The organism is Methylobacterium sp. E-066 (assembly GCF_022829635.1).
Lineage (GTDB): Bacteria > Pseudomonadota > Alphaproteobacteria > Rhizobiales > Beijerinckiaceae > Methylobacterium.
The window spans coordinates 34,936-47,066 of the sequence record NZ_JAKSYO010000192.1; the positions used below are offsets into that span (position 1 = coordinate 34,936).

Sequence of the window (12,131 nt, forward strand, 5' to 3'; positions counted from 1 at the left end):
CATCATCCCGAAAGGTGCATCACCCCGAAAGGTGGTTGTCGGCTTTCGGGATGATGCGCAATGAAAGACCCGGCGCCGGCGGCAACGCGCCTGCCCGCCGATCGCTGCAACTCCCGCGACCTGTTCGCCGAGTCATTCGCCAGGTCAGGTCGCCAGCGGCACGTCCAGCCGGAAGCAGGTCCCCTGCCCCGTCCGAGGCACCGTGAGATTGCCGCCGAGCTGCCGGGTGAGGCTGCCGACGACCCGCATGCCGAGGCTCTTCGAGGCGCGCCCGATCTCGAAATCCGCCGGCAGCCCGACGCCGTCGTCGGCGACCTCGACCACCAGGGTGTCGAGTTCGCGCTCGGCCCGGACCCGGATCGCGCCGCCCTCCGGGTGCGTCTCGGGCGGGTAGGCGTATTTGAGGGCGTTGGTGACGAGCTCGTTGACCAGGAGCCCGATCGGGATCGCCCGGTCGGCCGAGATCCGCTGCGGGGCCGCCGTGCAGGTGAGGTGCAGGCCCGGCGCGCCGCTGTCGAGATTGGCCACCAGCTTCTCCAGGAAGGGCGCGAGATCGAGCTCGCCGGGCACGCCCTCCCCCTCCCCGTCCCCGGCTTTATCCCCCTGGCGCCAGAGCTGGTCGTGGACGCCGGCGATCGCCTCGACGCGGCTGCGCGCATCTGACAGGGCCGCCTGCACGGCGGGCTCGGCCTCGGCGGCCCGGGCCTGGAGGGCGAGCAGGCTCGCCACGATGGCGAGGCTGTTCTTGACCCGGTGGCTCATCTCGCGGGCCAGAAGGTCCTGCCGGGCGAGCGCGGCGCGCAGCAGGTTCTCGGTCCGCTGGCGCTCGATCGCGCCGCCGAGCAGGTTGGCGAAGCCCTGCATGAAGGCGATGTCGGCCTCCTCGAACATGCCCTCGCGGGTGTCGTCCACCTCCAGCACCCCGAAGGCGCCGTCCCGGTTCTCGATCAGCACGTTGATCGCCCGGCGGATGCCGTGCTCAGCCATGAGCTGGGGCGTGCGGAAGCGGGTCTCCTCGGCGAGGTGGTTCGAGATCACCGGGCTGCCGGTCTTGAGGGCGAAGCCCGCCGGGGAGGCGAGGTCGGCCCCGACCCGGGCCTGCCCGATCACGTCGGGTCCCCAGCCGACGCCGGCGCGCACCAGCAGCGTGTCCTCGCCGCGGCGGTATTCCAGCGCCTTGCAGAACTCGGCGCCCATCCCCTGCGCGCACAGCTCCGCGGCCCGCTGCAGCAGGTGGTCGACATCGGTGCCGCGCAGGGCCTCGACGCCGAACTCGGACAGGATCACCTGCTGGCGCAGGCGGTAGCCGAGATCGGGCGGCGCGAGGCCCGGCGCGGCGGGGTCCTCGGGGGCGTCCGGGCTGGGTTCCACGGCGGTGCGATCGATCTGTGCGGTCATGGGCGGCGGCAGAGTAGCAGGAAGGTGGTCCCAGGGCGACGCGGGTCCGCCTAGCCCCCGGGGGCGCCGCCGTCGTCGCACCGGATCGTCGCACCTGCGCCCATCCTCGGACCCCGCAGCGCCGGGCGGCGTTCCGTCAGTCCAACCCGTCTCGATGGAGGGCCCCATGGCCGACGAAGTGAACGGACTCTCCGACAAGGCGCTCTCGATCTTCGCCTTCGCGGCCTACCACCGCCTGGTCAGCGGCGAGCGGGTCACCTCGGTCATCCGCAAGGACGGCGCCGGGCACGAGGCCGATCCGCAGGGCGTGAAGGAGCTCGAGGAGCGCGGCCTCGTCACCGCCGGCGAGACTGATATCGACCTCGGCGACACCGCCCAGGCGACCGTAGAGGCGATGGTCGCAGCGTTGCGTGGGGAAGTCGGGCGCTGAGGCCCGCCCGCTGCGTCTCGGATCGACTCATCGATCGGTGATGGGACGGGAGCGTATAGATCACCGTGTCATTCCGGGGCGCCGCAGGCGAGCCCGGAATCCGGAGCCTCCGAAGCTGCAAGACCTGGCACACCTGTGCGTCTCTGGATTCCGGGCTCCGCTGCGGTGCCCCGGAATGACACGGTGGGTGTTCGGAGGTCGATGCAACCGCTGATTAGGGAAACGAACAAGACCTTCCCCCGCGATCATCCTCCGTCGATGGGAAGCGGTCCGCAAGCGCGCGGTCCACGGCGTCCAGAGCCGCATCGAGTTCGGCCTCGCTCACAGAACCGCCGGCCGCGATGGAGGCGTCGAGCGTCTCGCACAAGGCCTGGATCCGCGCCTCACGGTTGGCAATCGAGAGATCCATGGCGCCAACCTCCTCAGGATCCCCGGCAGGATAACAGACATCGCGCATGCGGGAGCCCCCCCCCCGCGCCCGAACCTGCGGCATTCCGGCCGGGGATAGGCGGGAACGCCCCCGCCCGCGTCGGCCTTCTCCCGCACCGACACGATGGAGCGCGCGGATGAGCAAGGCGGACGTGAAGACCGGGGACGACGTAACCTACAAGTGGGGCAAGGGCACCGTCGAGGGCGAGGTGACCAAGGTCCACACCAAGGATGTCGAGAAGACCATCAAGGGCAATACGGTCAAGCGTGAGGCCTCGAAGGACGAGCCTGCCGTGGAGATCAAGACCGAGAAGGGCAAGACCGTCCTCAAGTCCGTCTCCGAGGTGACGGTCAAGTAAGCCGATCCGCGCAGGCAGGCGGCGTTGTGAGGTGGCGCACATGAGCCCCGCCCCGGGCCTCGCCGGGGGCGGGGTGCCGGCTATCTGTAACGGTTCCAGCCTTTGCCAGCCGGGACCCAGCATGAATATTCCCCTCAGGCTCACCCTGAACGGGCAGGCCCGCGAGATCGCCCTTGACGATCCGCGCGTCACCCTCCTCGACCTCCTGCGCGAACGCCTCGGCCTGACCGGCGCCAAGAAGGGCTGCGACCGCGGCCAGTGCGGCGCCTGCACGGTGCTGGTGGACGGCCGGCGGATCAATGCCTGCCTCACCCTCGCCGCGAGCCTCGACGGCGCCGAGATCCTGACCATCGAGGGGCTGGCCGAGGGCGACCGGTTGCACCCGGTCCAGGCGGCCTTCATCGCCCATGACGGCTTCCAGTGCGGGTTCTGTACCCCCGGCCAGATCATGAGCGCGGTCGGGCTGATCCGAGAGGGCCAGGCCGGCACCGATCCCGAGCGCATCCGCGAGGGCATGAGCGGCAACCTCTGCCGCTGCGGCGCCTATGCCGGCATCCTCGATGCGGTGCAGGAGGCATCGCGCCCCACCGGACAGGTCGAGCAGCGGGAGGACGCGGCGTGAGGAATTTCGACTACATCCGCCCCGCGAGCCTGCCGGAGGCCGTCGCGGCCGGGCAGCTTCCCGACACCGCCTATCTCGCCGCCGGCACTAACTTGGTCGACCTGATGAAGGGCGGCGTCACCGCGCCCGCCCGGATCGTCGACATCACCCGGCTGCCGGGTCTTTCCAGCATCGAGCACCTGCCGGACGGCGGCACCCGGATCGGCGCGCTCGTGCGCAACAGCGACCTCGCCTACGACCCGAGGATCGAAAAAACCTACCCGATGGTGGCCGAGGCCCTGCTGGCCGGCGCCTCGGCGCAGCTGCGCAACGCCGCCACGGTGGGCGGCAACCTGATGCAGCGCACCCGCTGCCCGTTCTTCACCGACGCGGTCTCGGCCTGCAACAAGCGCGAACCCGGCTCCGGCTGCGCGGCGCTCGGGCACGCCACCCGGATCCATGCCGTCCAGGGCTGGAGCGAGCACTGCATCGCCACCAACCCGTCCGATTTCTGCGTGCCGCTCGCCGCCCTCGACGCCGTGGTCGAGATCGCCGGGCCGGACGGCGCCCGGGAGGTGCCGCTGACCGCGTTCCACAACCTGCCTGGCGACCACCCAGAGCACGAGACGGCGCTCCGCCCGGCCGAGCTGATCACCGCCCTGCGCCTGCCCCCCGAGGCGGCGGCGTTCCGGGCCAATGCCCGCTACCTGAAGGTTCGCGACCGCACCTCCTACGCCTTCGCGGTGGTCTCGGCCGCCGCCGCCCTCACGTTCGAGGGCGAAAAGATCGGCCGGGCCCGGCTCGCCTTCGGCGGGCTCGCGCTCAAGCCCTGGCGGGTGGAGGCGGCCGAGGCCACGCTCGCCGGCCAGGCGCCCTCCCCCGAGGCCTACGCCAAGGCCGCCGCCCTGGCGCTCGACGGCGCCAAGCCCACCGGCGAGGCCAACGCCTTCAAGATCGAGCTCGCCCGCCGCGTCGCGGTCCGGGCGCTGACCCTCGCGGCGGCCGGCACCCCCGCCCGGATCCCGGCGCTCCCCGCCTCCCCGTTCGGCATCGTCTGAGGACAGACCGCATGACCGCGACCGCCACACCCCTGAATCCCGCCGCCGGCACCCGCCACGGCTCCAGCATCGGCCAGCCGCTGACCCGGCGGGACGGCCCCCTCAAGGTGACCGGCCAGGCCCGGTTCTCCGCCGACAACCTGCCCCCCGGCACGCTGCACGCCGCGCTCTGCGTCGCCCGGATCGCCAAGGGCCGGGTCACCGGCCTGAACCGGTCCGCCGCCGAGGCCCATCCGGGCGTCGTCGCGGTGATGACCCCGGAGAACGCCCCAAAACTCGCCCAGGACCCGGACGCCAAGGCCGGCCCGTTCATCTTCCGCCTCGACCTGTTGCAGAACGACCGGGTCCGCTACGCCAACCAGCCGATCGCCGTGGTGATCGCCGAGACCCTGGAAGCCGCCACCGAGGGCGCGCGCCTGCTGGCACCGACCTACGCGACCGAGACGCCGCGCATCGGCCTCGATGCCGGCGAGGTGTTCACCCCGGATTCGGTGGGCGTCGGCGCGGCCCCGTCCGAGAGCGACGGCGATGTCGAGGCGGGCCTGGCATCCGCGTCGCGCACCATCGCGGCCACCTACGAGACCCCCGCCCAGTACCACAACGCCATGGAGCCCCACGCCGCCCTGGCCCAGTGGGACGGCGACCGGCTGACGCTCCACATGCCGACCCAGGGCCTTGCGATCTCGCAGGGGCGGCTCGCCGGGCTGTTCGGGATCAAGCCCGACGACATCCATATCGAGAGCCCCTATCTCGGCGGCGGCTTCGGCTCGAAGGGGGTGCCCTCGGGTCCGCAGGTGCTCGCCTGCATGGCGGCCCGGATGGTCGGGCGGCCGGTCAAGCTGGTGCCGACCCGCTCCCAGATGTACGGCCCGATGGGCCATCGCGGCCCGACCCGCCAGACGCTGCGGCTCGGCACCGACGCGGCCGGCAAGCTCACGGCTTTGGACCACCACATCCTCACCGCCTCGTCGAGCTTCGACGACTTCTTCGAGCCGGCGGGCCGGGCCACCAGCACCCTCTACGCCAGCCCGGCCATCGCCATCCGGCACGAGGCGGTGCGGCTCGATACCGGCACGCCCCTGTTCATGCGCGCCCCCGGCGAGGCCACCGGCAGCGTCGCCCTCGAGAGCGCGCTGGACGAGATGGCGCACGAGCTCGGCATGGACCCGCTGGAGTTCCGGCTGGCCAACTACGCCGAGGTCGAGCCGATCACCGGCAAGCCGTTCTCCTCGAAAGCCCTGCGCGAGTGCTACCGGCGCGGCGCCGAGGCGTTCGGCTGGGCCGGCCGCCCGCTTCAGCCCCGCCAGACCCGGGACAAGGACGGCCTTTTGGTCGGCATCGGCATGGGCACCGCCACCTTCCCGGCCCTGATCTTCGAGGGGCTAGCCCGGGCCGAGATCCGCGCCGACGGCACCGGCACGGTGGAGCTCGGGGCGATCGACATGGGCCAGGGCGCCTGGACCGCGCTCGCCCAGATCGCCGCCGACGGGCTCGGGATCGGCATGGAGGCCCTCACCTTCCGGATGGGGTCTTCCGATCTTCCGAATGCCGGCATCGCGGGCGGCTCGGGCCACACCGCCACGGCCGGCAACGCGATCCATGCCGCGGCCGGCGACGTGATCGCCCAGCTGGCCAAGCTCGCCACCGACGACCCCGCCTCCCCGCTCTACGGCGCGGGCAATGCCGGCGTGACCGCCGCGGACGGCCGCCTGACCCGGCGCGACGACCCCAGCCGGAGCGAATCGTTCGCCGACATCCTGAAGCGGGCCGGACGGGCCAGCATCGAGGGCCAGGGCAAGGCCGGGGCCGACGCGGCCGCTCAAAAGTCCTACGCGATGCACGCCCACGGCGCGGTTTTCGCCGAGGTGAAGGTCGATCCTGACTTGGGCCAGATCCGGGTCAGCCGGCTGGTCGGCGCCTTCGCGGCCGGGCGGGTGATCAACCCCCGGCTGGTCCAGAGCCAGTATTACGGCGGCATGATCTGGGGCCTGTCCTTCGCCCTGCACGAGCGGGCCGAGATGGACCCGCGCACCGGCCGCTTCCTCAACGACAACCTCGCCGAGTACCATCTGCCGGTGAACGCCGACATCCCGGCCATGGAGGCGATCCTGGTCCACGAGGAGGATTCCGTGGTGAACGCGCTGGGCGTGAAGGGCGTCGGCGAGATCGGCATCACCGGCACGGTGGGCGCCATCGCCAACGCGGTCTGGCACGCCACCGGCGTGCGGGTGCGCGAGATGCCGATCACGCTGGACAAGCTCCTGGGCTGATCCCGCCGGGCCGGACGGATTTTTTCCGTCTGGCTCCCCGCTTCCGACGACTCGAACGGCCAGAACCCTGCCCCGTCGGGCAGGGTTTTTTATTGTTTGCCGGGCCGCTTGCCCCGACCGAGGGACGACACGGGTTGGAGGCGCCGCCTCTCCCGTGCGGGGGACCAAATTTACTGATCGCGCTCGGTCGTAAGCGCCTGAAACATCACGCATTTTCCCCTCCCCCTTGCGGGGAGGGGTTAGGGGTGGGGGTGGTGCCGGATGGGGCGTATCGGTGCCCCCTGAACCACCCCCACCTCGAACTTCTCCCCGCCAGGGCTACGGGCGACACAGGTTGGGAAATTCATCTCCCGAGGATTGATAACCCCATACCTGATAACCCGCGCCGTCATTCCGGGTCGCCGCAGGCGAGCCCGGAATCCAGAAACACGCTCGGTGCAAGAGTTTGGCACGTCGGCGGCTCTGGATCCCGGGCTCCGCTGCGCGGCCCCGGGATGACGGCGCGGGGCGGCATCGGTCGGGTCTTCGTTTGAAGAAGACGACTGAGCCTTCCGCCCTGAGGAGAGATGAAAATTCCAACCCGTGTAGCCCGTCGCCCCTCTGCGGGGGAGGGAAAGGCGCGTGATCTCATTCGGCCCCTCGTAAACTCATACAATTCGATCTGCGGAAAACCATCCGCTCGGCGAATCGCCGGCTCGGCACCTGCCGGAAAGCCGATCGCTGCGCGGCGACCAGCCTCTCGGAACGCGCGGCGGCAAAGGCGAATAGCGCTTGTCGGGAACCCGGTGCGGCAAGGCGGCTTGCCATCTCCCAAAATCGTTCACCGATAGCAAAGCCCTGGAAGAGAAAGCTGTTTCCCTGGGCGGGCAGCCGATGTGCCGAGGCGAAGAGTGCCGGCGCCCCAGCCTCGGCCGCTCGGTCAACAACCCCAGGGATGCGTTGCGAGACCGGCTGTTCAACGCGCCGCGCATATGTCATACATATGCCGACCGATCGCTCTGAAGAGGCGGCGGACGCATTCACATGGGGGGACGTCGATGAGAGGCACCATTTCCATCAAGGCCATGCTCGCGGGCATGATCCTCGCGTGGGGCGGCGGAGCCCAGGCGGCTTCGCTGACCGTCGGGTTCTCGCAGATCGGGTCCGAATCCGGCTGGCGCGCCGCCGAGACGACTGTGACCAAGGACGAGGCCAAGAAGCGCGGCATCACCGTCAAGATCGCCGACGCGCAGCAGAAGCAGGAAAACCAGATCAAGGCGATCCGGTCCTTCGTGGCCCAGGGGGTCGACGCGATCCTGCTCGCCCCGGTGGTCGCCACCGGCTGGGATGCGGTGCTCAAGGAAGCCCGCGACGCGAAGATCCCGGTGATCCTGCTCGACCGCGACATCGATCCCGCCGGCAAGGACCTCTACCTGACCGCCGTCACCTCCGACAGCGTCGAGGAGGGCCGCGTCGCCGGCACCTGGCTGACCAAGACGGTCGGCGAAAAGCCCTGCAACGTGGTCGAGCTCCAGGGCACGGTCGGCGCCAGCGTCGCCACCAACCGCAAGAAGGGCTTTGACGCCGCCATCGCGCCCCATGCCAACATCAAGCTCGTGCGCAGCCAGACCGGCGACTTCACCCGGGCCAAGGGCAAGGAGGTGATGGAGAGCTTCATCAAGGCGGAGGGCGGCCGCTCGATCTGCGCGGTCTACGCCCACAACGACGACATGATGGTCGGCGCCATCCAGGCGATGAAGGAGGCCGGCTTGAAGCCCGGCAAGGAGATCCTGACGGTCTCGATCGACGCGGTGCCCGACATCTTCAAGGCGATCGCCGCCGGTGAGGCCAACGCCACCGTCGAGCTCACCCCCGACATGGCCGGCCCCGCCTTCGACGTGCTCAAGGCCTACAAGGACAAGGGCACCGTCCCGCCCAAGTGGATCCAGACCGAGTCGAAGCTCTACACGGCCGCGGATGATCCGCTGAAGGTCTACAACAGCAAGAAGAACCTCGGCTACTGACCGACTCCGACCACTGCGATCGCATCGTGTCCGATTCCGTCCTGCTCAGCGTCCGCGGGCTCTCCAAGAGCTTCGCCGGGCACCAGGCCCTCGCAGGGGTCGACTTCACCTTGCGCCGGGGAGAGATCCACGCCCTCCTCGGCGAGAACGGCGCCGGCAAGTCGACCTTCATCAAGACCCTGACCGGCGTCGTCCGGCGCGATGCCGGCGAGGTCTGGCTCGACGGCGCGCCGATCGCGCCGCGCTCGGCGGAAGCCGCGGCGCGGGCCGGCATCGCCACGGTCTACCAGGAGGTCGGCCTGCTGCCGAACCTCACCGTGGCCCAGAACCTGTTCCTCGGCCGCGAGCCGACCCGGTTCGGCCTCGTGCGCACCCGGGAGATGCGCCGGCGCTCGGCCGCGCTGCTCGCGGATTTCGGCCTGTCGATCGATGTCGGGGCGCCGCTCGGCCGCTATCCGGTGGCGGTGCAGCACCTCGTGGCGATCGCCCGGGCGGTGGATCTCTCGGCCCGGGCGCTGATCCTCGACGAGCCGACCGCGAGCCTCGACACCCACGAGGTCACGGTGCTGTTCGGCGTGATGCGCCGCCTCGCCGAGCGGGGGATCGGCATCGTCTTCGTGACCCACTTCCTGGAGCAGGTCTACGCGATCACCGACCGGATCACGGTCCTGCGCAACGGCCGGCTGGTGACCGAGCGCGAGACCGCGCACTTCCCGCGCATCGAGCTCGTGCACACGATGCTGGGCCACGACCTCGCCGAGACCGAGGCGCGGGCGGAGCCGGCGGACCGGGCGTCACAGAAAGAATCCGGGACGCCGGTCCTGCAGGCGGAAGGGCTCGGCAAGGCCGGCTACCTCCAGCCCGTCGACCTGGCCGTGGGAAGCGGCGAGGTGGTGGGTCTCGCGGGCCTCCTCGGCTCCGGGCGGACGGAGACCGCACGCCTGCTGTTCGGCGCCGAGCGGGCCGATCGCGGCCGCATCCTGCTCGACGGCAAGCCGGTCCGGATCACCGGCCCCCGGGACGCCCTGCGCCACCGGTTCGGCTACTGCCCGGAGGAGCGCAAGACCGAGGGCATCGTCGCCGACCTAACGGTGCGGGAGAACATCGTGCTGGCCCTGCAGGCCCGGCGCGGCCCGTTCCGGCCCCTCGGCCGGGCGGCCCAGGACAAGATCGCCCGTGACTTCATCACGATGCTCGACATCCGCCCGCCCGATCCGGAACGGCCGATCGGGCTCCTGTCCGGGGGCAACCAGCAGAAGGCCCTGCTGGCGCGCTGGCTCGCCACCGAGCCGCGCCTGCTGATCCTCGACGAGCCGACCCGCGGCATCGACGTCGGGGCCCATGCGGAGATCATCCGGCTGATCCGCCGGCTCTGCGACGAGGGTCTCGCCCTCCTGGTGATCTCCTCGGAGCTCGAAGAGATCGTGACCTATTCCGACCGGGTGATCGTGATGCGCGACCGCGCCCAGGTGGCCGAGCTCGCCGGCAGCGCGATCGACCTCACCGCCATCCTCCGGGCGATCGCCGCCGAGGCGGCGTCCGCACCGGTCCCGGAACCCGCCTGATGCGCGTCCTTCGCTCCGGAGCGCCCCAGCTCCTCGCCTTCGCGGCCGTGCTCCTGGCCGACCGGCTCGCCTCGCCGCAATTCCTCGCGGTGCATCTCCAGGATGGGCGCCTGTTCGGCAGCCTCGTCGACGTGTTCAACCGCGGCGCGCCGGTGGCGCTGCTGTCGCTCGGCATGGTGCTGGTGGTCGCCACCGGCGGCATCGACCTGTCGGTGGGCGCCGTGATGGCCATCGCGGGCGCCGTCGCGGCGAGCCTGGCGGACAGCTATCCCCTGCCGGTGGTGCTCGCCGCCGCCCTCGGCACCGGGCTCGCCTGCGGGCTGTGGAACGGGTTTCTGGTGGCGAGCCTGCGGATCCAGCCGATCGTCGCCACCCTGATCCTGATGGTCGCCGGCCGGGGCATCGCCCAGCTGATCACCGAGGGACGCATCGTCACCTTCGCGTCCTCCGAGCTGGCCTTCCTGGGCGGCGGCGCGCTGCTGGGGGTGCCGATGCCGGTGGTGCTGGTCCTCGCCATGCTGCTCCTGACGCTGGCCCTGGTGCGCGGCTCTGCGCTCGGCCTGATGATCGAGGCCACCGGCGGCAATGCCCGCGCCAGCGCGCTCGCCGGCATCGACACCCGGTCGGTGACGGTGGCGGTCTATGCCTGGAGCGGCCTCTGTGCCGCCCTCGCCGGCGTGGTCGCGGCGGCCGACATCCTGGGGGCGGATGCCAACAATGCCGGGTTGTGGCTGGAGCTCGACGCGATCCTGGCCGTGGTGGTGGCCGGCTCGTCCCTGCTCGGCGGGCGGTTCAGCCTGTGGCTGGCGGTGCTCGGCGCCTTCATCATCCAGGCGATGAACACCGGCATCCTGCTCTCCGGCCTGCCGCCGGAACTGAACCTCGTGGTCAAGGCCGCGGTGGTGCTGGCGGTGCTCCTCGTCCAGTCGCCCCGCCTGTCGGGCCTCACCCTGCTGCTGCGGAAGCCGTGATGAGCCGCAACCTCCCGGTCCTGGTCGCCGCGCTCCTGTTCGCGGCCGGCTACATCCTCTGCGCCACGCAGTTCCCCGCCTTCCTGACCACCCGGGTCGTCGGCAACCTGCTCACCGACAACGCCTTCCTGGGCATCGTCGCGGTCGGCACGACCTTCGTGATCATCTCGGGCGGCATCGACCTCTCGGTCGGCTCGGTGGTCGGCTTCACCACGGTGTTCCTGGCGCTCGCCATCGACCGCTGGGGGATCCCGCCGCTGGCCGCCTTCGGGATCGTGCTCGGGGCCGCCGCCTTGTTCGGCGCCGCGATGGGCGCACTGATCCACGTCTTCGAGATGCCGCCCTTCATCGTGACGCTGGCCGGCATGTTCCTGGCCCGGGGCGCCGGCTTCCTGCTCTCCACGGAGTCGGTGCCGATCAACGCGCCGCTCTACAGCGCGGTCGCCGACCTGTCGGTGAGCCTGCCCGGCGGCGGGCGGCTGACCCTGACGGCCTGCGTGATGCTCGCCGTGTTCCTGGTGGGCGGGGTGCTGCTCCACGCCACGCGCTTCGGCGCCACCGTCTACGCGCTGGGCGGCAGCCGCCACACCACCGGGCTGATGGGCGTGCGGGTCGGGCGCAACACCATCGCGATCTACGCCCTGTCGAGCCTGCTCGCGGCGCTGGCCGGCATCGTGTTCTCCCTCGACACCGCCTCGGGCACCCCGCTCTCCGCGGTCGGCGTCGAGCTCGACGCCATCGCCGCCGTGGTGATCGGCGGCACGCTGCTCACCGGCGGCCAGGGCGGCATCCTGGGCACGTTCCTCGGCGTCATGATCGGCGGCCTGATCCAGACGGCCATCACCTTCGACGGCACCCTGTCGAGCTGGTGGACCAAGATCGCCACCGGCCTGCTGCTCTTCGCCTTCATCGCCCTGCAGCAGGGCTCGGTAGCCCTCGCCGGGCGCCCAGGCCGGGCCGCCCGCCCCCGCCCGGAACAGCCGGTCGGCCGGCCGGTCGAAGCCCGCCCCTGACAGGGGCGGATCTTTTTGGCAAAGCCGGCGACCA

Annotated in this window: 11 protein-coding genes; 9 read left to right on the forward strand and 2 right to left on the reverse strand. The window is 71.0% G+C overall.

What is annotated here, in order from left to right; all coding sequences use genetic code 11:
* Nucleotides 1-144 precede the first annotated feature (144 nt).
* A complete protein-coding gene (locus MKL20_RS28575) occupies nucleotides 145-1,398 on the reverse strand; it encodes a sensor histidine kinase (protein WP_244039510.1) in 1,254 nt (417 codons plus the stop codon).
* A gap of 166 nt (nucleotides 1,399-1,564) precedes the next feature.
* Between MKL20_RS28575 and MKL20_RS28580 the strand changes: the two genes are divergently transcribed.
* Nucleotides 1,565-1,828 (forward strand): hypothetical protein, encoded by a 264-nt coding sequence (locus tag MKL20_RS28580; protein ID WP_243961897.1) that lies wholly within the window; start codon nucleotides 1,565-1,567, stop codon nucleotides 1,826-1,828.
* 214 nt (nucleotides 1,829-2,042) lie between these two features.
* Here the strand turns inward: MKL20_RS28580 and MKL20_RS28585 are convergent, their stop codons facing one another.
* Complete coding sequence (locus MKL20_RS28585; protein WP_244039511.1) at nucleotides 2,043-2,237, reverse strand: hypothetical protein; 195 nt, start codon at nucleotides 2,235-2,237, stop codon at nucleotides 2,043-2,045.
* Between the two features lie 157 nt (nucleotides 2,238-2,394).
* On the opposite strand from MKL20_RS28585, the gene MKL20_RS28590 reads away from it, so the two are divergent.
* From MKL20_RS28590 to yjfF, 8 genes are all read left to right on the forward strand, one after another.
* A complete protein-coding gene (locus MKL20_RS28590) occupies nucleotides 2,395-2,616 on the forward strand; it encodes a DUF2945 domain-containing protein (RefSeq protein ID WP_243961901.1) in 222 nt (73 codons plus the stop codon).
* A 121-nt stretch (nucleotides 2,617-2,737) separates the two neighbouring features.
* A complete protein-coding gene (locus MKL20_RS28595) occupies nucleotides 2,738-3,238 on the forward strand; it encodes a (2Fe-2S)-binding protein (protein WP_244039512.1) in 501 nt (166 codons plus the stop codon).
* Nucleotides 3,235-4,275, forward strand: a complete 1,041-nt coding sequence (locus tag MKL20_RS28600; protein WP_244039513.1) for an FAD binding domain-containing protein — start codon at nucleotides 3,235-3,237, stop codon at nucleotides 4,273-4,275. Before MKL20_RS28595 ends, MKL20_RS28600 begins: the two co-directional genes overlap by 4 nt.
* Nucleotides 4,276-4,286: 11 nt before the next feature.
* Nucleotides 4,287-6,545: a xanthine dehydrogenase family protein molybdopterin-binding subunit gene (locus tag MKL20_RS28605; RefSeq protein ID WP_244039514.1), complete on the forward strand. Its 2,259-nt coding sequence runs from the start codon at nucleotides 4,287-4,289 to the stop codon at nucleotides 6,543-6,545.
* 1,064 nt (nucleotides 6,546-7,609) lie between these two features.
* On the forward strand, nucleotides 7,610-8,548 hold the full coding sequence (gene ytfQ, locus MKL20_RS28610; protein ID WP_244039534.1) for a galactofuranose ABC transporter, galactofuranose-binding protein YtfQ: 939 nt from the start codon (nucleotides 7,610-7,612) through the stop codon (nucleotides 8,546-8,548).
* Between the two features lie 26 nt (nucleotides 8,549-8,574).
* Nucleotides 8,575-10,113, forward strand: coding sequence for a sugar ABC transporter ATP-binding protein (locus MKL20_RS28615; RefSeq protein ID WP_244039515.1), 1,539 nt, complete (start codon nucleotides 8,575-8,577; stop codon nucleotides 10,111-10,113).
* Complete coding sequence (locus MKL20_RS28620; RefSeq protein ID WP_243961924.1) at nucleotides 10,113-11,084, forward strand: ABC transporter permease; 972 nt, start codon at nucleotides 10,113-10,115, stop codon at nucleotides 11,082-11,084. The genes MKL20_RS28615 and MKL20_RS28620 overlap by 1 nt, the downstream gene beginning before the upstream one ends.
* Nucleotides 11,084-12,097, forward strand: a complete 1,014-nt coding sequence (gene yjfF / locus MKL20_RS28625) for a galactofuranose ABC transporter, permease protein YjfF (RefSeq protein WP_244039516.1) — start codon at nucleotides 11,084-11,086, stop codon at nucleotides 12,095-12,097. The genes MKL20_RS28620 and yjfF overlap by 1 nt, the downstream gene beginning before the upstream one ends.
* The last annotated feature ends 34 nt before the right edge of the window (nucleotides 12,098-12,131 follow it).